This is a genomic window from Lysinibacillus composti (genome assembly GCF_016908465.1).
GTDB classification, from domain to species: domain Bacteria; phylum Bacillota; class Bacilli; order Bacillales_A; family Planococcaceae; genus Ureibacillus; species Ureibacillus composti_A.
Genome location: NZ_JAFBDY010000009.1, coordinates 1 through 21,658, shown reverse-complemented (window position 1 = coordinate 21,658; position 21,658 = coordinate 1). Strand labels below are relative to the sequence as shown.

Sequence of the window (21,658 nt, the reverse complement as noted above, 5' to 3'; positions counted from 1 at the left end):
AAAACCAGCCTCCATTTAAAGGAGACTGGTTGTATTTGTTTATTACATTTTTTCTGGAGCTGAAACACCGATTAGACGTAATGCGTTTGCAATAGTAATTCGAACCGCATTGATTAATGCTAAACGTGATTCTGTTAGTTCTTTATTGTCAGGGTTAATTACTTTCTCTGCATTGTAGAAGCTATGGAACGACGCCGCTAATTCTTGAATATAGTTTGCAATACGGTGTGGCGTACGGTGTTTTGCTGCTTCTGCAACAATTTGAGGGAACGCCCCTACTTTTTTCAATACTTCTACTTCTTTTTCAGCAGTTAGTAAGTTTAAATTTTCTATTGATGCTTCAAATCCTTGTTCTGAAGCAGAACGAATAATTGAACAAATTCTTGCATGTGCATATTGTGCATAATACACTGGGTTTTCGTTTGATTGAGATACAGCTAAATCTAAGTCAAAATCCATATGTGAATCACAAGCAGTTTTCACGAAGTAATAGCGTACTGCATCAAGACCCACTTCTTCTACTAATTCACGCATTGTTACGGCGTTTCCTGTACGTTTACTCATTTTGTACTTCTCACCGTTTTTATAAAGTTGAACCATTTGAATTACTTCAACTTCTAGTTTGTCACGGTCATAACCTAGTGCTTGGATTGCCGCTTTCATACGTGGGATGTATCCGTGGTGATCGGCACCCCAAATATTGATTAATTTATCAAATCCGCGGTTAATTTTATCTTCGTGGTAAGCAATATCAGGTGTTAAATAAGTGTAAGAACCACCTTGTTTAATCAGTACGCGGTCTTTATCGTCACCAAATGTTGTTGAACGGAACCAAGTCGCGCCGTCTTCTTCATAAACATGGCCATTTGCTTTTAATTTATCTAATGCTACATCAATTTTCCCGTTTTCATATAATGACGTTTCAGAATACCAAACATCAAATTTCACACGGAAGTTCTCCAAGTCATTTTGAAGTTTTGCAAGTTCTAAACGTAATCCATGTTTACGGAAAAACTCGAAGCGTTCTTCGCTTGATTTTTCTAAGATGCTATTGCCAAACTCATCAACTAATTTTTTAGCAATTCCAACTATATCCGCACCGTGGTAACCGTCTTCTGGCATTTCTGCATCTAACCCTAATGCTTGTTTATAACGGGCTTCTAGTGAGAATGCAAGATTGTTTATTTGATTACCAGCATCGTTAATGTAGTATTCACGAGAGACATCAAAACCTGCAAAGTCTAAAACGTTACATAATGAATCACCGTAAGCTGCCCCACGTGCGTGTCCTAAGTGCAGGTCTCCTGTTGGGTTTGCAGATACGAACTCTACTTGAACCTTTTCACTGTTTCCAGTATTTGATCGGCCATAATTTTCGCCTTGTTCTTTAACTGCTTTTACCACATCAGCTAAGAAGTCTTTTTTTACTGTTATATTAATGAAACCAGGTCCAGCAATTTCAACTTTTTCAATGCTTGTCCCACTAGTTTCGATATTTTCTAAAATAGCTTCAGCAATTGCTCTAGGTGGTTTTTTTGCAAGCTTTGTTAGTTGCATCGCTAAGTTTGTTGCAAAATCACCATTTGCTTTATCTTTCGGTGTTTCAATGTGAATGTTATACTCTGCTCCATCTTCTACTAAGCCTGCTTTTTTTACTGCAGCTGCAAGAACCTCTTTAATAGATTGTTGCAATTGTTCTACCGCGTTCATACTCGTACCTCCGAATAATTTATTTCCAACTTATAGTTTCCAACCGATTGTCCGCCTATAATTAAATCGTAATTAACGTTAAATTGACCTTTGAATAAATCATTTTCATGATGCTCATGACTTAATTGATGTGTTTTTGTAACGATTGGTAGTGCCCCAAATTGAGTATCATAGTGGCCGTGCTCATCTTGTATCGAACTAAATGGTAAGCGCATTTTTACTCCACCACTTCGCAAAATAAGCGCATTTTCTTTATCCATTTTTACTGTTGTCTGGATTGTTTTTTCATCCAAAACTTCTTCGTATCTCAAGAAAGTTTTTCCGGATTTTTGGATTAAGGATCCTTGTAGCCACAACTCATACGATTCAAGTTCTCCATCAACTGGATGAATCGTTGAATTTAATTTAATTTTTACATTTTTCTGTGCGGTGTTCATTTAAGTGGTCTACTCCTTCGTGCATTCCTATAACCTTTATATTATAGGATGATTCCTCCATATTTATCAAGATACAACTATATGAGCGAATTTTCAGAACAAATTCAAAATAGTTATCCGTTAATAATGCAATAAATTAATTTTTCTAAAACTTGTAGCTTTTAAGAATCAATAATAGAAGGCTATCCAAATTACGTTTCTTTAAGCATGAAAAAAGCATGGAAAACGTTTATGTTTTCCATGCTTTTTTATTAAGCGAAATTCTCCAAGCAATTGAAATCCTGAAGTCTCATCTCGCGAATTAACTTACTCGCTGTGTTCGCCACTGCCGCTGCGCTTTCGTGGCGGATATCAAGAACCTCTTTTTAAATGGTATTATTTCACCCAACCAAGTATCATCTCGCGAATTAACTTACTTGCTGTATTCGCCGTCATTTCTGAGTTGTCGTATACTGGTGCAACTTCCACTAAGTCAAATCCAACTACATTCACACCACTACGTGCAATTTCATGGATAGAGGCTAATAATTCTTTTGATGTAATACCACCAGCATCTACCGTACCTGTTCCTGGTGCATGTGCAGGATCTAATACATCGATATCAATCGTTACATACACATTACGTCCGGCTAATGTTGGTAATACTTCTTTCAATGGCTCTAACACTTCAAATGGTGAAATATGCATTCCATTTTCTTTTGCCCACTCAAACTCTTCCTTCATTCCTGAACGAATACCAAATGAGTATACATTTTTCGGCCCAATATGGTCAGCAATTTTACGGATAGGTGTCGCATGAGAATATGGTTCACCTTCATAATCAGTTCGTAAATCTGTATGAGCATCAAAATGGATAATAGCTAGGTCATTGTATTTTTCATACACTGCTTCCATTACAGGTAGAGAAACTAAGTGCTCTCCTCCCATTCCAATCGGAACTTTCCCATCAGCTAATACTTTTCTAACGAAGTCTTTAATTTCTTTTAATGATTTTTCTGGGTTTCCAAACGGAAGTGGAATATCACCCGCATCAAAGTATTTCACTTCATCTAATTCACGGTCTAAATATAAACTATATTCTTCTAACCCAATCGATACTTCTCGAATTCGAGCTGGGCCAAAACGAGAACCCGGTCGATAGCTTACTGTCCAGTCCATTGGCATTCCATAAAGAACTGCCTTAGATTCTTCGTAATTAGGATGACTTTTAATAAATACGTTACCAGAATATGTTTCATCAAATCTCATTTCATTCACCTACAACATTTATTTTTCATTACATGCTAAAAACATCATATCCTATTCATTTCAAAAACAGTGCAAAATTTAACAATTTTCGTTGTTCATTTACATAATTATAGTAAATTCCGAAACGAATGATTATTGGCATCATTAGTTTTTGTTTCTAATCCTTTAAATAAACGGAAAGATTGAATATCCCAATCATTGCCACAGAGCGCTTTTGAAACCTTATTTGCTCTATTACGTAATTGTTTTATGCAGTACGAGAAAAAAGTATAGATGTTTTTAGACAAAGTGCAACAGTTTTTTTATGTATAATTTCGATTAAACGGTTATTTAAAAGTACATACTATATGGTAATTCGAGGATTAGAGGTGATTTCGGTTGAAAAGAAAAAGCTATATACGTCAAAAGAAGCGGCAAAAGCGGATTAGGAACATTGCATTTACAGTTGTTGCAATAATTTCTGCAATTGTTGTGTCATTCATATCATTACGCTTATATGCTCAAATTGCTGGTGCCCCACCTCTTACTGTCCCGAAAGCATCTGTTTTTTTAGATAGTAATGGGAATGCCATTGGTGATCACTTCATTTCTGAGAGACGTTATTGGACAGAGCTTGAAGATATCTCACCTTATTTGGTTAAAGCAACGATCGCTGTTGAAGATAAAGATTTTTATGAGCATAATGGTTTTGACTTTTCGCGTATTGCAGGTGCAATACTTAAAGATATAAAAACAAGAAGTATGGCAGAAGGTGCCAGTACGCTTACGCAACAATATGCACGTAATCTTTATTTATCTCATGAAAAAACTTGGGCTCGAAAGATTTACGAGGCACTCTATGCTTATCGTCTTGAAATTTTTTATAACAAAGATGAAATACTTGAAGGTTATTTAAATACCGTCAACTATGGACATGGAATGTACGGAATTGAGGCAGCGAGTCGCTATTATTTCGGGAAATCAGCAAATGATTTAACATTAGCGGAATCAGCCCTTTTAGCTGGTATTCCAAAAGGACCTAGCATTTATTCGCCTATTATTGATTTAGAAAAAGCTACAGGCCGACAACAGCTAATTTTAGGATTAATGGAAGATCAGAAAATCATCTCTTCAGCTGAAAAAGAACGAGCTGTAACAGAGGAAATCGTAATGAAAAACGAGGAGTTTTTATCCTCAAAAACAATTGCTCCATATTTCTTAGATGTTGTTTGGCAAGAAGCAACTGACATTTTAGAAAAAAAACATATGAATATCAGTGAAGGTGGATGGGTCATCAAAACGACCTTAAACCAGGCACACCAAAAAGCAGCTGAAGAAGCTGTCGCAAAAAATATGCCAGAAGGAGAATTACAAGTTGGTTTTGTCAGTATGGATGTTAAGACAGGTCAAGTTACCGCTTTAGTTGGTGGCCGTGATTATGGGACAAGCCCTTTTAACCGAGTAACTCAGGCAGTACGCCAACCTGGTTCATCTATTAAACCAATCTTATATGCAGCAGCTCTTGAAAAAGGTTTTTCTCCACTTACCTATTTAGATGTGGGAGAAACTATCTTTACGTATGATAATGGTCGATCAACCTATAAACCACAAAACGTAAACGGTCAATTTGCGGATAGCGCTATGTCAATGGCTCAAGCAATTGCTATCTCAGATAATATTTATGCTGTGAAAACCTTAGAGGAAATTGGATATGATTCTTTCCGAGATATGTTACATCGCTTTAACTTAAACTCTACGGAAAAAGATAATCCATCTATTGCATTAGGAACAATTGAAAATTCACTTTATACATTAACAAATGCCTACAATACGATTGCTGCGGGTGGACAAGAACGAAAAGCAACGACTATTTTATCCATTCAGGATTCAAATGGCGATGTTGTTTACGAATATGAAGGACCTTCTAAGGAACAAATCATTTCTAAGGAAAATGCTTTCATCTTAACTGAACTAATGACAGGAATGTTCGATCCTGTGTTTAGTGATTATTCACCATCTACTGGCATATCCATTCGCCCACGTATGACGCACACTTATGCTGCAAAATCTGGTTCTACGATAAGCGATCAGTGGATTGTTGGCTTCTCCCCTAGTATTTCGGCTGGTGTTTGGAATGGCTATGATCAAGGGAAACAATTAACTGTTTCCACAGAAATGTCAGCAGCTAAAAAAGTTTGGATTGATTTTATGGAAGCAGTAAATGCCGGGACAGCCAATGAGAACTTTGATGCTCCAGAAGGTGTTGAAGGAGTTTTAGTGGACATCGAAACAGGAAAACTTGCAACGGATGCATGTCCTAAGCAACGACTTGTTTACGTGAAGGCTGAAGAAGTACCTACTAAAACATGTACGGACATTGAGTTCTTTAAAGAAGATCGTGGTTGGGGAAATTTCTTAGACCTCTTCCCTTTTGAATCGTTTAAAGGATTTTTTGGTGGATAATAAGAAAAGCGGAAAACTAGACATCTACAAAAGTGAAGGCTGCTCGTTAGAAAAATTCAATTAAAAAAGCTCTTTCTTAACCGGAGAAATCCGGAATAAGAAAGAGCTTTTTTATGGCGAGCGCTAAGCCCGAGAATCATGGGGCATCTGGCTTGGGAAAATCAAATGCCGCTTAACTCTCAAGCTTATCGTTCCGCCAATTGTCCTAGCTTACTACTGCAAGCTTAGTCTCAGTTTACTTTTTTTTGAAAACACTTTCAATAAGGTTCTAAATGCAACAATGAATTGTCACAAATTATCCACATATAATAAATTTTTACCTAAATGGTATTGACGTTACAGCAAAACCACATTTTCCCATTAAGAATTTTTCCTCAATCCACTAATGTCAACGTTTCATCAACTATTCAACAGCTAATTCTTGTTTTAGCTGTTCACTGCTACGGTCCCACATTTCTTGATTATGAGATTGTAAAAATTCAGCTAAAACTTCTTTTGAAGAATCATCCATATTATCAACAAGAATTCTTCGCTTCATTGACTTATCCATTCTATTAACATGGTCAGCTAAAATTTTATACCCACGACGTTTTTCACGATTTACGACCATTTCACAAGCTGTAACTCCTGCAAAGTACGGGCCAGCTTCATTGAAATCAATCGTAACCCATACTAGCCAATAAGGTTTTCCGCCTTCTGAGTCTTCTCGGTTCATGGTAAATTTAATTCCGCGTTCAATGTCACTTTTCGCATGCATTGCACCAATATCAATAAATGCACGCTTTTCTTCTATATCGATAAATACAGGTGATACGTTTTCAAGTGACAATGATCCGATCCCATATCCTTTATGTCCATCTGTTGGATCATCTTTAATAATGGTAAAGCCCATCTTTTGTTTTGGTTTTTCTTCATTTGCCATATTGTAAATACCTCCATTTATGCCTATTATAATGAATATACACTACTCTTATCCACTAAGGAGGATGCAGGATGCCAATCGTAACAGTTAAATTACTTGAAGGTCGTACAGAAGAACAGAAAAAAGCATTAGTTGAAAAAGTAACAGAAGCAGTTGTTGAAACAGTTAACACTAAACCAGAGGCAGTAACGATTGTGATTGAAGAAATGTCGAAGTCACATTACGCAACTGGTGGCGTACGTCAAATCGATAAATAATAAGTTCGAAAAGATTTAAAGACCTAGAACAGTAGGCGTACTCGTGAGAAGTATAATGAGTGCGTTTACTGTTTTTCATTTTAAAAAGCAAAGGAAACATCTTTCCCGCTACACTACACCTATTTAGAACGTAAAGCTTCTAATAGTTCTTGTTTAATATGGCTTCCTTTTCCCCTATTTAATAATTCTTTTGGATAATAAACTTTGTGATCTGTTTTAATTCTGCCTGCAATGGCATCTACTACGAGAGATTCCTGAGATAATTCACGTATCTCGCCATTTGGCTTTTCTAAAAAGATCGGAATTCGCGTGCTCTCTTCACCTGGCCGATAAAAATCATAAGGTAAATCAGAAGTGCAATCATGATATAAATAATAATCAGGATCCATCCCTGCTTCTACTAAAAGATTCTTTATCTGATTAAACTTTTCAGGATCTTCTTCTGGATTTAAATTAGCATATTTGAATAAATTTCTATTTACAAAACGAGAACATAAGTCACTTAATATTGGGTCTTTTTCTTTCATCCATGATTGGAAGTAGGTGTACAAAATATACTCATCTAATGAAAGATAATCTTCCAATGAGATTTGCCCTTTAAAGAAAGGCTTGAAATGAGTTGGTTCAACAGCAAATTGATATCCCTCTATACTGAGTTGTTTCACTCGTTTTAAAATGTGATTCAAAACAACTTCAGCACTTCTTGATACTGGGTGGAAATAAACTTGCAAGTACATTTGGTAGCGTGACATGATATAGTCCTCAACAGCATGCATACCACTTGCTTTAATGACTACTTTGTTTTTTCTTGGTCGCATGACTCTCAGTATTCGTTCCATATCAAAGTGGCCATAACTTACTCCAGTATAATAGGCATCACGCTGGAGATAATCCATACGGTCAGCATCTATTTGACTAGAAATTAACGAGACGACCGTTTCATTCGGATACGTTTTTTCAATCACTTGAGCTACTTTTTCAGGAAATCCTTCAGAAACACGGTTTAAAACATCATTGACTTCGGTATTTCCAAGTAAGATTTGTCTAGTATAATACTCATGGTCAGTGTGGAATACATTTTCAAAAGCATGTGAAAATGGCCCGTGCCCCAAATCATGTAATAGAGCTGCACATAATACAACGAGACGTTCGTTTTCATCCCAATCTGGTCGACCTGAAAAGATATCATCTACAATACGACGCACAATTTCATAGACGCCTAGCGAATGGTTAAAACGACTATGCTCTGCTCCATGAAACACTAAATATGTAGTGCCTAATTGGCGAACTCGACGTAATCGTTGAAATTCTTTAGTGCTTATTAAATCCCAAATTACTTGATCACGTACATGTATATAACGGTGAACCGGATCTTTAAATACTTTCTCTTCTACTAATTTAGCTTTCCCGTAATTTTGCAAATGATCACTCCCCTACACCCAAAATCTTACCTCTTATTATATGAGAGATTTTCCTTATTTACACGTGATTTCTACTATAATATAGATACAATTCGTTGTTTTCTATTAGTTACTAGATTCCTCGAATAAAGTTTGAAACTTCCAACTTTAAAACTTGTATTCAACTTCAGCTCATAAATGCGAAAATCCTCTGTAAATGATGCTTAACTTTTAGCAAAATTATCTGAATAAGAATTAGTCTTTGCCTATTCCTCAAATACTTCCGATTTATTAATATGAATGTTACTTCCTATTCAGCACATTTTTTAGATTTCAATTTCAATAGATAATAAAAAAACTATCTTCATATTAAGAAGATAGCTTACTTGTCATTTATCTTTTAATTTCGCTTTTACTTTTTCCATTAACTCTTCCTCAGTTAAGGCATTTACTGGTCGACCGTTTACAAAAGTAAATGTTTTTTTGCGTCCTGGACCACAATATGAATGACAGCCAATTTCAATCGTTGCATCTGGATCTAGTTTTTTTAATTTTGGAATTAACGTTTTTAAATTAACGGCCTGACATTCATCGCAAACTCGAAATTCGTTTGCCATTTTGTCAACAACCCCTTCTATTTGTATAATTTCATATTCTAAATAGAGTCTATTTACAAAATCAAAATTTTAATCTATCTGCTATTTTAGCCTATACATCCTCCGTCATTCAAGCAAAAACGCAATTTTCCTTCAAAGGTCTGAACTTAAATAGCAAATTACTATAAAAAATCTCTATTTTAAATGAATTATATGATTAAAATTGGAACATGTTGGACATGATATGTTTAGAGTTAAACAAATAACTATAAACATGGTAGGAGGTTTTTAAAATGGTCAAAATTAGACAAGATGCGTGGTTAAAAGAAAATGATGAATTACTAGCTGAAGCGGTTATTAGACATGTCAAGGAAGGTAGTACACAATTAAATGCTTTTGAAGAAGCCGGTGACAAGCTTAATAGAACTGCAGCTGCATGTGGTTTCCGTTGGAATGCAGTTGTACGCAAATTATATGAAAAAGACTTGGCGGAAGCAAAAAAAGAAAGAAAAGAAAGAATGCGATTATTAGGAATGAATGGTAGACGTCGCAATCAAGGTGTGTATTTATTACCATCACAAGATGACGAAACAACAGCTAAATCTATTCCTTTATCTGCACTTTCACTTGATATTGTCATAGCTTACTTAATTCGCTTACAAGGTGGATCTGATAATGAAGCTACAAAATGGCGTCATGTTGCAAATGCTTCTACTGAAAAAGTAAAAGAACTAGAACGAGAGTTAGCTCGATTAGAAAGAGAAAATAAAGAGATTCGTGAAGACTATGAACAATTTGTTCAGATTATGAATCGTGCTCGTAGATTAGTAACACTAGATGATGATGAACAACGTGTAGCCCCAGTTTTTAAAATGGAGAAGAACGGTAATCTTGTAGCCAACTATTCTAATAGTAATCCAGAGAAAGAAAACGTGGATGTGCCTAACTAAGCACATTCACGTTTTTTTCTTTAATGAGCCGCCTCCGCTTTTCTCGATGTCTAGCTCCGGCAGCTAGCTGCTCGGTCACTTCAACTTCCTCCTACGCATGCAAACATGCTTCTCGGAAGTCTCCGAAGTACAAGGAGGTACAAGTGCCGCAAATGCCACAGGACGTGGCGTTTGCGCAGACGCGCAGCTGAACGAGCCGCCTCCGCTTTTCTTGATGTCTAGCTCCGGCGGCTAGCTGCTCGGTCACTTCAACTTCCTCCTACGCATGCAAGCATGCTTCTCGGAAGTCTCCAGTGCCTGTCGCAGCTGAACGAGCCGCCTCCGCTTTTCTTGATGTCTAGCTCCGGCGGCTAGCTGCTCGGTCACTTCAACTTCCTCCTACGCATGCAAGCATGCTTCTCGGAAGTCTCCAGTGCCTGTCGCAGCTGAACGAGCCGCCTCCGCTTTTCTACTTTGCTAACATTTTTTCGTTACGTTCTAACACGCGTTTTAAATAAAAGGTATAAAGTTCTGTTTCCTCTTCATTTAATTGGATGGGGTGAAAATTACTTGATAAGTTTTGTAATAATGTTTGAAGGTTAAGAACTGTCTCTTGAACAGTTATCTTTTCATTTAGTAACTCACTTAAACTGGCCATTACTTCAGGCTGAATATTAGGATACGAGAATTTTGTCTCTTCCCCTTTTAAACTGCTATCATAGAAGTTTTTAATTAATTGGGCACGTTCACTTCCACTTCCCTCAATACACAAATAAATTTGTACCGCAACTCCATCACGTAATCGTCGTTGGGAAATCCCAGCAAACTTTTTACCTCCTATACTTAAATCATAAGTTCCAGGACAGTAAGATCCCACAATTTCATAAGCTTCTATTTGATTTGCTACTGATGGGAAAAGCAATTTAATAAAATCAACCATTACGTCATAGCCCGAATTAATATTAATTGCATTTTGCTTTTCTGAAAGAACAATAGAAACGTTTAATACACCTTCATCAAGGACTACCGCTAGTCCACCAGAATTACGTACAATCGAATCATACCCGCCACTTTTCAAATACTCAATTCCCTCTTGTACAAATGGCAAGCGGTGATCTTGTATACCTAGTACAACGGTATGATCATGCACCCAAGTTCGAATAGTAGAAGATGTCATTTGTTGACCAACTAAATGACATAGTGTGTCATCCATTGCAAAAGACTCGAGTGGTGAACGATTTTTAGCACTAATGGACTGATCTATAAATCGCCATGTTTGTTGAGTTAGTAACTGGTTCATAATTTGATAACTCCCTAAGTTCGAATTAATTCTAACTTTTAGCATACACGAAATTAATTTTGAATAAAAGTGCACATAATGACATTGAATTTATCTGGATGCTTTTTATCCCTCAGTACTTATGAGTTGTCTAAGAAAGATGTTAAATAAATGAAGTTCATTAAATTGTTAGTTCTCAGATAAGGAAATTTAGACAACTTATGCTAAGATAATTGTGAATGATTATCAATTAAGGGAGTGTTTTAAATGAACGAAGCAGCAATGACCCTAGATGGTTGGTACTGTTTACACGATTTCCGTTCAATTGATTGGGCTTCTTGGAAACTTGTATCCGCTGAGGAACGTCAACAAGCTACAGAAGAATTTTTAAAGTACCTAGAAAACTTAAATGAAGCACATGTTGCAAAAACAGGCTCTCATGCTTTTTACTCGATTATTGGTCAAAAAGCTGATTTCATGTTAATGATTCTTCGCGAAACACCTGAAGAATTGCAAGAATTAGAAGCAGAGTTCAATAAACTTGCTATTGCAGATTTCACAATTCCTACGTATTCATATGTTTCAGTTGTTGAGCTTTCTAACTACCTGTCAAAAGAATCGGATGAGGATCCATATCAAAATCCGCATGTACGTGCACGTTTATATCCTGAACTTCCACGTACAAAATATGTATGCTTCTACCCAATGGACAAACGTCGTGAAGGTAATGATAACTGGTATATGTTAAGCATGGACGAGCGTCGTGAGTTAATGCGTTCACACGGCTTAATCGGTCGTAGTTATGCTGGTAAAGTAAAACAATATATTACTGGTTCTGTTGGTTTCGATGATCATGAGTGGGGTGTAACTCTATTCTCTGATGACATGCTTCAATTCAAAAAAATCGTCTACGAAATGCGTTTTGACGAAGTATCAGCACGTTACGGCGAATTTGGTGAATTTTTAGTTGGAAACGTTTTAGACAACGAAAAACTAGCAAAATTCCTTTCAGTTAATAAATAATAAGAAAAAGCTGAGCGAGTACGTCTAGCTGCTTTTGTTGACTATAGTTAACTACTTGCGTAACGGATTATTCGCTTTATCCACAAAAAAAGACATGAGTCATTTTTAACGACTCATGTCTTTTTTGTTTATCATTAATCATCATTTGCTTTTAAAATTAATATAATCGTATTGATGAAAAATCCAATTAAGATGAGCAAAATAAACAAATACCAATGCAGTGGCTGATTAAAATAATTACCTAAAAGAAATGACAAAACAGCACTAAAAATAATCGCGATCCAGATTCCAACCTGCATAAAACCAACCCCTAAAAGATGTCTAGTAGTATATCCCAATCGCCGCTTTTCCAATATGCTTCACCTTAACTACTATCTATTCGACCACCACAAAAAGTTGTAACAATTTGAGTAGTTTAATAATAAACTCTAATTACATGCTAAAATTTTATCAAACACATCATTATATTTTATTGACATTCAAATAATTTTATACACTTTAAAATACTTTTAGCTGACACCATTCGAACAATCTTGGCATTTTTTGATACTTTTTTCATTTTTTTATTCTGTTTATCGTCCTGATGCATACATTGTTTTAAGGAGGTATGTAAAAACGCGGTTATAGGAGCTAATTAAGCTCAAGTTTCTTACATGCACGTTGCTCATGTCTAGCTCAGAGGTTTACCTAGGGAGTACAGGGGGCTCTAAATCACATTGTTTCCTCTCACCTGCTGTAGGGGTTTGCCCTGATATTGATTAAACTTAAATGAAAGGATGTTTTTGTGGCTTATTATTATTGGAATCCAACTGCGCAACAACAACCAATTTATCAGTTTCCTATGACACAAACACCTCAGACTCCTCAGACACCTAGTCAATTACCTGGTACTTCACCTATGGCACCACCAGGGACTCCGGCCTTACAACGTGAAGAGTCTTATATCGAAAACATTTTACGATTAAACCGTGGGAAAATTGGGACCTTCTATTTTACTGTACCAGAAGCAGCAGGTATTAATGGCCAAGGAAATACTAAAGTAGTACGTGGCTATGTAGAAGCAGCAGGACGTGACCACGCAATCATTAGCGATCCAAGTACAGGTCATCGTTTCTTATTCCCAATGATTTACTTTGACTTTGCTGAGTTTGATGAAGAACTGGCTTATTTCAATCAAACACCTGGCCTTCCTACTAGAAGATAAACATACTTAAAAACCCACCTCATGGATATAAACAGTTCCATGAAGTGGGTTTAATTTTTTGTATGAGATGAAACTTCTGTATTTCTAATTATAAGAAACGGAAACTACAGGCATTCCTGCCATTGTAGACATAATCATATATACGTCTATTTTTAGTAAAGCAGTTTTATTTCATCAAACATTTACCTTGATTTAAATAATTTAATGTGGCAAGTCCTAATGTTTTCGCAGCAATCAACATCGCACTCTCATCAAAGTCAAATCTAGCATGGTGATGTGGATAGGCTGTTTCCCATTCTGGATTTTTTGCTCCTGTAATGAAGAATGTGCCAGGTACTTTTTCTAAGTAGTAAGCAAAGTCTTCACTAATCATTAACGGTTGGCATTCAACGACATTCCGAACCTCTGGTATTTGGCACGCCACTTCCGCAAGATAATGCGTCTCTTTTTTATGGTTGACAACCGGTGGATATCCACGGTAATAATTAAATTCATAAGTAGCATGGAAGCCGTCACACACCGATTTAATTAAGGTTTCGATTTCTTTTTCAATCAACGAACGAACATCATCCTCAAATGTACGAACTGTTCCTTTTAACACAACTTGATCTGCAATAACATTAAACGGATTTAATGCTTCAAAGTGTCCTACTGAAACAACCGCAGATTTTAAAGGATCTACTCGACGAGATACAATCGTTTGTAATTGCGTTACGAATTGAGAACCTACGACAACTGCATCGATCGATTTATGAGGTTCTGCACCATGCCCCCCTTTCCCTTGAATAGTAATTTCAAACCCATCTGCAGCTGCCATTATTGGGCCACTTCTTACCCATATGTCTCCTAGAGGTGTTGGTGCCCATAAGTGAGTACCAAAAATTACATCTACTCCATCTAGACAACCATCCTCAATCATCGCTTTTGCGCCACCTGGAGTAATCTCTTCTGCATGTTGATGAATGAAGACAACATTTCCTGCGATCTCTTCACGTATTTCCGATAAAACTTTTGCTAGTACTAATAAGGTTGCTGTATGGCCATCATGTCCACATGCATGCATGACACCATCTACTTTTGATTTATATGGAAGTTCATTTAATTCTTGAATCGCAAGTGCATCAAAATCGGCACGTAAGGCAACAGTTTTTCCTGGTTTTCCACCGCGTAATGTGGCCACAACTCCACGTTCTCCAACCCCCTCGCGTACTTCTAATCCTAATTCACGATGGTAGTTTGCGATGTAAGCAGGTGTATGCACCTCTTGAAAAGAAAGTTCTGGATTCGCATGTAAATAACGACGGATTGAAACCATTTCCTCAAAATAATTTTGTAATGTTGAAAATAAATTATCCAAATCATTAACCCCTTTCTAGTTGAACCTAAACAGTAAGCTCATACATATGTAGATAAGTAACTAGCCTTTAAATTAATGTTACACGAAAAGTAGAAAGAATAGTATGAAAATTAATAGATTAATAGGTGAATTTCATTGAAAAGTTGTAATTTCTAATGCATGGGCAGAAAAAAACCCAAAAGAAATGCACTTGAGCAGTCTTTTGGGTTTCTCTTATTTCGCATATTTAGTTGCTGATACGATGACCAAAATCCATCCGGATAAAAATAAAACGCCACCAATTGGTGTAATCGCACCTAGTATACCAATCCCTGAAATCGCTAGAATAAATAAACTACCTGAGAAAAAGACAATTCCTAAATTCATACAAATAGTTGCCCATTTTAATTGTTTCACGTCTCCAAACAATTTTGAACTCATTAAAATACCAATTACAAGTAGTGCAGAAGCATGAAACATTTGATATTGAACTGCTGTATCCCAAATACCTGAACTGTATTCATTAAGTATTTCTTTTAAAGCATGTGCTCCAAACGCACCGAACGCTACCGCTAGGAATCCATGGATTGCGCCTGAAATAATGGCTCCTTTCATATGTAAAGCCTCCTTAATATATGTTTTAACTTTTTCCCACAGAAAAAAATCTATTGAACAACTTTTATATCATAAGGAAAATTATTCTCTTAATGTTTAAAAATCAAAAATAGACTCACCATTTGCATCGTTTTCTTGTAGTTTCGTTGAAGAGAGTGAGGTATTTTTATTTTCCAATACCACTGGCTGACTTACTTGATGTTCGAAGACTTTTTGGTTCACTTGTATTTCTATGCTGTTTGATAGTGCTACATCACAAAGAGCTTTAATTGCAATAAGCTGTTCACGTAATTGTTGTTCGTGCGATGTATTTTTTGCACTTGTTAAATGTTTTTCAATTTCTCTAAGTAGAGTTTCATAGGAAATCATCGTTTAACCCCCTGCATTTGCTTCTGTTTAAATTTCATACATTCTAGTCCAGAAGATTGCTTCACGACTAATGAAGGAACCTGTTTTGATTTAAATTGATACGCACTGCAACCACGAGGGTTATGTTGATCCCAAGTTACACGGAAATGTTGACAATTAAAACAATTCACTTTCAACAAATGCTCCCCTCACTTTCTATAACACTTTACCATGATTTCATAGGAGGTGAAAAGCAAACAAATAGGGTCTTTTTTCTACGACTCTATTAAACACCATTCAATTGGTTGCTTTCCCCATTCACTTAGTTTTGCGTTAATTTGTGAAAATGGCTTACTTCCAAAAAAACCTCTATGTGCACTTAATGGGCTTGGATGAGGTGCTTGTAAAATGTAATGATGTTCACCGTGTTTTTCGATTATTGTGCGTTTTGTTTGTGCTGGCCGCCCCCATAACACAAAAATAATAGGATCAGGACGTTCTGCCAACTTAGCAATCACTGTGTCGGTAAATTGTTCCCATCCCATTCCTCTATGTGAATTCGCTTCACCTTGGCGAACGGTCAGTACAGTATTTAAAAGGAAGACTCCCTGTTTCGCCCACCCCATTAGGTAGCCCTCTTTTGGTATTTCACAACCAATATCTTGATGTAATTCTTTAAATATATTTCTTAAACTTGGTGGCTGCTGAACGCCTGGCTTTACTGAAAAACACATGCCATTCGCTTGTCCAGGACCATGATATGGATCCTGCCCCAAAATGACAACTTTCACTTCTTTGTAAGGGACCGAATTAAAAGCGCTCATCACTTCATCCTTTGGTGGATAAACTGTTGATATGTTGTATTGCTGTGCAACAAAACTTTGTAATTCCCCGTAATATGGTTGATTCATTTCTGCTGATAAAATTTCTTGCCAATCATTTTTTAAAGCATCTTTCACCTGTGACACCTCTTTCCTTTCCAACGTACTTGAATATTATTAAAGTTTCAAGGAAGAATTTTTATGGTCCCATCACTATATAATTTTAAAGGTATAGAATCGTTTGAATGACAGGTACTTTACTTTTTCTTTTCATTAATTCAAGTTTTTTACTATACTATAAAGTACATAGATGTGAAAGGAGGAGAATTAGGATGGAAAAGGTTGAAGTGAACAAGGTCCAAGAATTGCTTAATTCTTTTGCTAACAAAGACGTCTATATTCATCTAGAAACAACGAATGGATCATATGCAACCCATTTTAACGAAAACGTATTTAACGCTGGCGCTTTCATCCGTAATGTGAAAATTCGATTCGAACTTGGAAAAGTAGTCGACGACACACCACATAGAGTTGGATTAAAAATGGAACACGGATGGGTATATGCCCAAGGAATTACTCACTATGAGTTAGATGAAAAAGGTCGATTATTGATGGCCGGATTAGACTATACAGGAAAATTAGCGGTCGCTTTAGAGATTAGCGAAACGCCATTTACTTATTAAAGGGGTGAAATAATAGATGTCTTTACAACCTGAACGTCATGTTTTAGTTGTCTTCCCTCATCCAGATGATGAAGCCTTCTCATCTGCTGGAACAATTAGATTGTATCGCAACATGGGGGTCCCAGTTACATATGCCTGCCTAACTCTTGGGGAAATGGGGCGTAACTTAGGTAACCCACCTTTTGCAACACGTGAATCACTACCTGAGATTCGTCGCAAAGAATTAATTAATGCATGTGCTGCTATGGGGATTGAAGATTTACGTATGATGGGACTACGCGACAAAACAGTTGAATTTGAAAATGATGAAAAAATGGTTAAACTCGTAACAGATTTAATAGACGAATTAAACCCTTCCCTAATCATTACATTCTACCCTGGTTATGCTGTACACCCAGACCATGAAGCAACTGCTCGTGCTGTTGTTGAAGCTGTTCGTCGTATACCCAAAAATGACCGTCCTCGTATTACTGCAGTTGCTTTTGCAAATAACACGATTGCAAACATTGGTGAACCAACATTTAAAAACGATGTTAGTAGTGTAAAACAGGATAAAATCAAAGCGCTTCAGGCTCATGCTTCGCAAACTGCATGGATGATGGAGGAAACAACAAAACGCGTTGAAGAAGGTAGACCAATGAGCGAAAGTTGGTTAAACTTCGAACCATACTACAATTATGAATTCAAAGATTAAAATTGCATAATTATTAGTTTTTCACCTTATTTTTTCGGGGTAGGTAACATTTACCTACCCCTTTTCCTATTCATAAAATATACACTAATTTAAATTAAAAAACTGTTTAACGAATACAAAAGTGAATTCAAAGTAGAAATATTGATAGCCTTTGCGCATTTAGAAGTTTCTGAATTGTTTTTCTTATTCACCGAATATAGACATATAATTTCAAAGCAATTATAGTGTATAAATATTCAATTTGAAATACTAACTAGAAGAGGTTATCAATATGACAAAAAAATTCACTCCATATACATGGTTCCTTTTCATCGTTCTATCGATTTTCGGGGTATTTTTATTTATTACCCCAATTAATACATCAGACGGTTTAAAGGTTCCCATCGCAATACTTTCAAATACTTTAGCAGCGAATGTAACTTCATTTATTCATTGGTTTGCATTAGTTGTCTTTATTATTGCAGCAGTAGGATCAGTTATGATGCAATTCACGCCAGAGAAAGAAGAACGTTCACTCGTTGATTCTTTATTCCGTGTGAATTGGTTCTGGACGGTTATGCGTATTTTAGCTGTTATTTTTGCGGCAATGTATTTATTCCAAGTAGGTCCAGAAAGCTTTACAAGTGATAATACTGCAGGATTATTAATCGCTCCAGATGGTGGATTAGTTACAATGATGTTTTCACTATTTTTATTTGCAGGTTTATTACTTCCTTTATTAACGGACTTTGGTTTACTTGAATTTTTTGGCTCCATGATGGTAAAAATTATGCGTCCATTATTCAAAATTCCTGGTCGAGCAGCTATTGACTGTTTGGCTTCTTGGGTTGGAGATGGCACAATCGGGGTTTTATTAACAAGTAAACAATATGAGGAAGGTAACTATACTGCACGTGAGGCTGCAACGATTGCAACAACATTTTCTGTAGTGTCTATTACTTTTTGTCTTGTTGTGTTAGATACAGTGGGTCTTAACAATTATTTCTTACAATTTTACGGTACAGTTATTTTAGTTGGTATTATTTTAGCGGTAATTATGCCTCGTATTTTCCCATTACGCGGTAAAGCAGATTTAAACATTGATGGTTCTAATCCAAATAAAAACGAGGACGTTCCTCAAGGCTATAATGCGTTAACATTTGGTTTACACAATGCTTTAACAAAAGCTGATGACAATAAAAATTTAGGAAAAGTAATTTCATCAGGATTTAAAAATGTTCTTGAAATGTGGTTTGCCATCACGCCAGTCATTATGTCGTTCGGTACGATTGCATTAGTTCTTGCTGAATACACTGATTTCTTTAAAATTTTAGGTATGCCCTTTGAGCCACTACTAACTCTTTTACAAATTCCACATGCTGATGAGGCTGCACAAACGATGATTGTTGGGTTTGCGGACATGCTATTACCTTCTATTTTAGGTGCTGGAATTGAATCCGAAATGACTCGTTTCTTCATTGCAACGATTTCTGTAACGCAATTAATCTATATGTCAGAAGTCGGTGGTTTAATTTTAGGAACAAAGCTTCCATTAAAAATTTGGGATTTATTTTTGATTTTCTTAATCCGTACATTAATTTCAATGCCAATTATTGCATTGATTGCACATATTCTATTCTAATTATGCGCAAAACCCCTTTTCGATTCGCGGACTCGGGATGCACAAGACGGTCAAAAGAGCTAGCCTGTTGCTGGCTCTTTTTTTGTACTAAAGTGATAGTTTTACATATCGCTATTAACGTCAAGAATCGATTGCATTAGGATTAAAAAATTGCTTAAAGATTTGACTCATTATCAATAAATTAAGAGAGATTGGGATTCCATTTCGACGTGAGTTCCTAAGATTCACCATTTCAATATGTTTATTGATGAAATTTTTAGAATAAGGTAAATATTTGTGAAAAAAGCGCCTTTTTTGTGTTAGAATAAATCAATGTTTTAATTTATATTGGAGGTTACGACACGATGGAAGTCACTGACACAAAAACTTTAGCTGTTGAAAGCATCTTAAGAGCACATCATCTATTAAAAGATGTTGTATTACATACACCACTTATCAAAAACGAATACTTATCTGAAAAATATAGCGCCAACATCTATTTTAAACGCGAAGATTTACAACATGTCCGTTCATTTAAATTACGCGGGGCTTATTATAAAATAAAAAAAATTGAAAGCGATGCAAGAGCAAGCGGTGTGGTTTGTGCAAGTGCAGGCAACCATGCACAAGGGGTGGCCTTTGCATGTGCACATTTAAATATTAAAGGTGCGATCTTTATGCCTTTAACTACACCAAAACAAAAAATTGACCAAGTGCGTATGTTTGGTCGAAATAAAGTAGAAATAATTTTAGCTGGCGATACTTTTGATGATTCAGCTGCAGCTGCTATGGAATATTGCGATGAGCATGAAATGATTTTCATTCATCCATTCAATGATTTAGATATCATCGCTGGACAAGGTACAGTAGCTGTTGAAGTAATGAACGATATCGAAGCACCAATCGACTTTATCTTCGGAGGTATTGGCGGAGGCGGTCTAATGTCAGGGATTGCAGCCTATGTGAAGAATCTATCACCTACGAGTCAGGTAATCGGTGTGGAGCCAGCAGGTGCTGCTAGTATGAAAGCGGCATTCGAAAACAACGGCCCAACAACACTTGCAAAAATTGATAAATTCTGTGATGGCACTGCTGTACAATGTATCGGTAACTTAACTTATGAAATCTGCAAACAGTATTTAGATGATATTGTCCTGGTTCCAGAGGGAAAAGTAAGTACGACGATTTTAGATTTATACAATAAGCATGCAATTGTAGCTGAACCATCTGGTGCGCTTCCAGTTGCAGCACTTGATCTATATGCCGATCAAATTAAAGGTAAAACGGCTGTTGCTGTCATCACTGGCGGAAACAATGACATTAGTCGTATGCAAGAAATCAAAGAGAAATCTTTATTATTCGAAGGGTTACTTTACTATTTCATCGTGAACTTCCCTCAACGCGCAGGTGCGTTACGCCAATTCTTAACAGTTGTTCTTGGTCCAAACGATGATATTACAACGTTTGAATATACTAAGAAAAACAGCAAAGAAAGTGGCCCAGCATTAGTCGGAATCGAAGTAAGCAAACCTGAAGATTACGAAGGCCTTATCGACCGCATGCGTGTCAACGGCTTCGAATTCACTGAAATCAATAAAGATAGCCAATTATTTAATTTGTTAGTTTAATGTAGTAGTTTGCTCCCTCTCGCGCTTTGGTGCGAGGGGGTTTTTTTATGTGCGGGTTTTAGTGAGTTTATATGTGGGATTCGTGAGTTTATGTGCGGCTTTCGCGAGTTTATGTGCGGCTTTCGCGAGTTTATGTGCGGCTTTCGCGAGTTTATGTGCGGCTTTCGCGAGTTTATGTGCGACTTTCACAAGTTTATGTGCGAAATTCGTCGGGTTACGTGCGCGGGCTCGTTTTTCGTGCGACTTTGGTTCTTTTACGTGCGGGGTTCGTCGGGTTACGTGCGGGTTCTTCATCTTTACGTGCGCGGGCTTGTTTTTCGTGCGACTATGGCTCTTTTATGTGCGAGTTTCATCGGGTTACGTGCGCGGGCTACCTCTTTACGTGCGACTTCTTCACCTTTACGTGCGCGGGCTCGTTTTTCGTGCGAGTTTCATCGGGTTACGTGCGAGGGCTGCCTCTTTACGTGCGACTACTTCACCTTTACG

At 36.7% G+C, this 21,658-nt stretch carries 22 protein-coding genes; 9 read left to right on the top strand and 13 right to left on the bottom strand.

The genetic code is table 11. The features are described 5' to 3' along the window. Positions 1-42 precede the first annotated feature (42 nt). The 3 genes from argS to speB form a co-directional block, all read right to left on the bottom strand. The gene (gene argS / locus JOD29_RS11125) at positions 43-1,710 is read right to left on the bottom strand and encodes an arginine--tRNA ligase (RefSeq protein ID WP_124763457.1); all 1,668 of its coding nucleotides are present in this window, start codon (positions 1,708-1,710) and stop codon (positions 43-45) included. Next, positions 1,707-2,147: a YwiB family protein gene (locus JOD29_RS11120; protein ID WP_124763458.1), complete on the bottom strand. Its 441-nt coding sequence runs from the start codon at positions 2,145-2,147 to the stop codon at positions 1,707-1,709. Before JOD29_RS11120 ends, argS begins: the two co-directional genes overlap by 4 nt. 375 nt (positions 2,148-2,522) lie before the next feature. Further along, a complete protein-coding gene (speB, locus tag JOD29_RS11115; protein WP_124763460.1) occupies positions 2,523-3,395 on the bottom strand; it encodes an agmatinase in 873 nt (290 codons plus the stop codon). Positions 3,396-3,773: 378 nt separating this feature from the next. On the opposite strand from speB, the gene JOD29_RS11110 reads away from it, so the two are divergent. Continuing rightward, the gene (locus JOD29_RS11110; RefSeq protein ID WP_124763462.1) at positions 3,774-5,837 is read left to right on the top strand and encodes a transglycosylase domain-containing protein; all 2,064 of its coding nucleotides are present in this window, start codon (positions 3,774-3,776) and stop codon (positions 5,835-5,837) included. 403 nt (positions 5,838-6,240) lie between these two features. Here JOD29_RS11110 and JOD29_RS11105 read toward each other — a convergent pair whose 3' ends face one another. Then, positions 6,241-6,759, bottom strand: coding sequence for a YwhD family protein (locus JOD29_RS11105; RefSeq protein WP_124763464.1), 519 nt, complete (start codon positions 6,757-6,759; stop codon positions 6,241-6,243). 71 nt (positions 6,760-6,830) lie between these two features. On the opposite strand from JOD29_RS11105, the gene JOD29_RS11100 reads away from it, so the two are divergent. After that, complete coding sequence (locus tag JOD29_RS11100; RefSeq protein WP_124763466.1) at positions 6,831-7,016, top strand: 2-hydroxymuconate tautomerase; 186 nt, start codon at positions 6,831-6,833, stop codon at positions 7,014-7,016. A gap of 119 nt (positions 7,017-7,135) precedes the next feature. Here JOD29_RS11100 and JOD29_RS11095 read toward each other — a convergent pair whose 3' ends face one another. Next, positions 7,136-8,437, bottom strand: coding sequence for an HD domain-containing protein (locus JOD29_RS11095; protein ID WP_124763468.1), 1,302 nt, complete (start codon positions 8,435-8,437; stop codon positions 7,136-7,138). Positions 8,438-8,805: 368 nt separating this feature from the next. Further along, complete coding sequence (locus tag JOD29_RS11090; RefSeq protein ID WP_124763470.1) at positions 8,806-9,033, bottom strand: YuzB family protein; 228 nt, start codon at positions 9,031-9,033, stop codon at positions 8,806-8,808. Positions 9,034-9,305: 272 nt separating this feature from the next. Here JOD29_RS11090 and JOD29_RS11085 point away from each other — a divergent pair, with 272 nt between their 5' ends. Further along, positions 9,306-9,962 (top strand): RsfA family transcriptional regulator, encoded by a 657-nt coding sequence (locus JOD29_RS11085; protein ID WP_124763472.1) that lies wholly within the window; start codon positions 9,306-9,308, stop codon positions 9,960-9,962. A gap of 448 nt (positions 9,963-10,410) precedes the next feature. On the opposite strand, the gene lipL is transcribed toward JOD29_RS11085, so the two are convergent. Beyond that, positions 10,411-11,241 carry an octanoyl-[GcvH]:protein N-octanoyltransferase gene (gene lipL, locus JOD29_RS11080; protein ID WP_124763474.1) on the bottom strand — a complete coding sequence of 277 codons (831 nt, stop codon included), beginning with the start codon at positions 11,239-11,241 and terminating at the stop codon, positions 10,411-10,413. Between the two features lie 246 nt (positions 11,242-11,487). Here lipL and hemQ point away from each other — a divergent pair, with 246 nt between their 5' ends. Beyond that, on the top strand, positions 11,488-12,243 hold the full coding sequence (gene hemQ / locus JOD29_RS11075; protein ID WP_124763476.1) for a hydrogen peroxide-dependent heme synthase: 756 nt from the start codon (positions 11,488-11,490) through the stop codon (positions 12,241-12,243). Positions 12,244-12,377: 134 nt separating this feature from the next. On the opposite strand, the gene JOD29_RS11070 is transcribed toward hemQ, so the two are convergent. After that, positions 12,378-12,542, bottom strand: a complete 165-nt coding sequence (locus tag JOD29_RS11070) for a hypothetical protein (RefSeq protein ID WP_192894193.1) — start codon at positions 12,540-12,542, stop codon at positions 12,378-12,380. A gap of 485 nt (positions 12,543-13,027) precedes the next feature. On the opposite strand from JOD29_RS11070, the gene gerQ reads away from it, so the two are divergent. Beyond that, the gene (gene gerQ, locus JOD29_RS11065) at positions 13,028-13,447 is read left to right on the top strand and encodes a spore coat protein GerQ (protein ID WP_420844554.1); all 420 of its coding nucleotides are present in this window, start codon (positions 13,028-13,030) and stop codon (positions 13,445-13,447) included. Positions 13,448-13,613: 166 nt separating this feature from the next. On the opposite strand, the gene JOD29_RS11060 is transcribed toward gerQ, so the two are convergent. From JOD29_RS11060 to JOD29_RS11040, 5 genes are all read right to left on the bottom strand, one after another. Beyond that, positions 13,614-14,804 (bottom strand): M20 family metallopeptidase, encoded by a 1,191-nt coding sequence (locus JOD29_RS11060; RefSeq protein WP_124763478.1) that lies wholly within the window; start codon positions 14,802-14,804, stop codon positions 13,614-13,616. Positions 14,805-15,017: 213 nt separating this feature from the next. Continuing rightward, entirely contained in the window at positions 15,018-15,398 is a 381-nt protein-coding gene (locus tag JOD29_RS11055) for a DUF423 domain-containing protein (RefSeq protein WP_124763480.1), read from the bottom strand. A 96-nt stretch (positions 15,399-15,494) separates the two neighbouring features. Then, positions 15,495-15,767: a YwdI family protein gene (locus JOD29_RS11050; protein ID WP_124763482.1), complete on the bottom strand. Its 273-nt coding sequence runs from the start codon at positions 15,765-15,767 to the stop codon at positions 15,495-15,497. Then, on the bottom strand, positions 15,764-15,943 hold the full coding sequence (locus tag JOD29_RS11045) for a uracil-DNA glycosylase (protein ID WP_124763484.1): 180 nt from the start codon (positions 15,941-15,943) through the stop codon (positions 15,764-15,766). The genes JOD29_RS11050 and JOD29_RS11045 overlap by 4 nt, the downstream gene beginning before the upstream one ends. Before the next feature lie 78 nt (positions 15,944-16,021). Next, positions 16,022-16,705, bottom strand: coding sequence for a uracil-DNA glycosylase (locus tag JOD29_RS11040; RefSeq protein WP_124763486.1), 684 nt, complete (start codon positions 16,703-16,705; stop codon positions 16,022-16,024). Positions 16,706-16,899: 194 nt separating this feature from the next. On the opposite strand from JOD29_RS11040, the gene JOD29_RS11035 reads away from it, so the two are divergent. The 4 genes from JOD29_RS11035 to ilvA all read left to right on the top strand — a co-directional run bounded on the left by JOD29_RS11035 (position 16,900) and on the right by ilvA (position 21,172). Further along, entirely contained in the window at positions 16,900-17,250 is a 351-nt protein-coding gene (locus JOD29_RS11035) for a YojF family protein (protein ID WP_124763488.1), read from the top strand. Positions 17,251-17,266: 16 nt separating this feature from the next. After that, positions 17,267-17,944, top strand: a complete 678-nt coding sequence (gene bshB2 / locus JOD29_RS11030) for a bacillithiol biosynthesis deacetylase BshB2 (RefSeq protein WP_124763490.1) — start codon at positions 17,267-17,269, stop codon at positions 17,942-17,944. A gap of 271 nt (positions 17,945-18,215) precedes the next feature. Continuing rightward, entirely contained in the window at positions 18,216-19,565 is a 1,350-nt protein-coding gene (locus tag JOD29_RS11025) for a YjiH family protein (RefSeq protein WP_124763492.1), read from the top strand. A 344-nt stretch (positions 19,566-19,909) separates the two neighbouring features. Next, positions 19,910-21,172, top strand: a complete 1,263-nt coding sequence (gene ilvA / locus JOD29_RS11020; protein ID WP_124763494.1) for a threonine ammonia-lyase IlvA — start codon at positions 19,910-19,912, stop codon at positions 21,170-21,172. Positions 21,173-21,658 lie beyond the last annotated feature (486 nt).

Excerpts from the sequence above, each read along its gene's own strand:
- argS (WP_124763457.1), bottom strand. The coding sequence starts at position 1,710 with ATGAACGCGGTAGAACAATTGCAACAATCTATTAAAGAGGTTCTTGCA.
- JOD29_RS11120 (WP_124763458.1), bottom strand. The coding sequence starts at position 2,147 with ATGAACACCGCACAGAAAAATGTAAAAATTAAATTAAATTCAACGATT.
- speB (WP_124763460.1), bottom strand. The coding sequence starts at position 3,395 with ATGAGATTTGATGAAACATATTCTGGTAACGTATTTATTAAAAGTCAT.
- JOD29_RS11105 (WP_124763464.1), bottom strand. The coding sequence starts at position 6,759 with ATGGCAAATGAAGAAAAACCAAAACAAAAGATGGGCTTTACCATTATT.
- JOD29_RS11100 (WP_124763466.1), top strand. The coding sequence starts at position 6,831 with ATGCCAATCGTAACAGTTAAATTACTTGAAGGTCGTACAGAAGAACAG.
- JOD29_RS11090 (WP_124763470.1), bottom strand. The coding sequence starts at position 9,033 with ATGGCAAACGAATTTCGAGTTTGCGATGAATGTCAGGCCGTTAATTTA.
- JOD29_RS11085 (WP_124763472.1), top strand. The coding sequence starts at position 9,306 with ATGGTCAAAATTAGACAAGATGCGTGGTTAAAAGAAAATGATGAATTA.
- lipL (WP_124763474.1), bottom strand. The coding sequence starts at position 11,241 with ATGAACCAGTTACTAACTCAACAAACATGGCGATTTATAGATCAGTCC.
- hemQ (WP_124763476.1), top strand. The coding sequence starts at position 11,488 with ATGAACGAAGCAGCAATGACCCTAGATGGTTGGTACTGTTTACACGAT.
- JOD29_RS11070 (WP_192894193.1), bottom strand. The coding sequence starts at position 12,542 with ATGCAGGTTGGAATCTGGATCGCGATTATTTTTAGTGCTGTTTTGTCA.
- JOD29_RS11055 (WP_124763480.1), bottom strand. The coding sequence starts at position 15,398 with ATGAAAGGAGCCATTATTTCAGGCGCAATCCATGGATTCCTAGCGGTA.
- JOD29_RS11050 (WP_124763482.1), bottom strand. The coding sequence starts at position 15,767 with ATGATTTCCTATGAAACTCTACTTAGAGAAATTGAAAAACATTTAACA.
- JOD29_RS11035 (WP_124763488.1), top strand. The coding sequence starts at position 16,900 with ATGGAAAAGGTTGAAGTGAACAAGGTCCAAGAATTGCTTAATTCTTTT.
- bshB2 (WP_124763490.1), top strand. The coding sequence starts at position 17,267 with ATGTCTTTACAACCTGAACGTCATGTTTTAGTTGTCTTCCCTCATCCA.
- JOD29_RS11025 (WP_124763492.1), top strand. The coding sequence starts at position 18,216 with ATGACAAAAAAATTCACTCCATATACATGGTTCCTTTTCATCGTTCTA.
- ilvA (WP_124763494.1), top strand. The coding sequence starts at position 19,910 with ATGGAAGTCACTGACACAAAAACTTTAGCTGTTGAAAGCATCTTAAGA.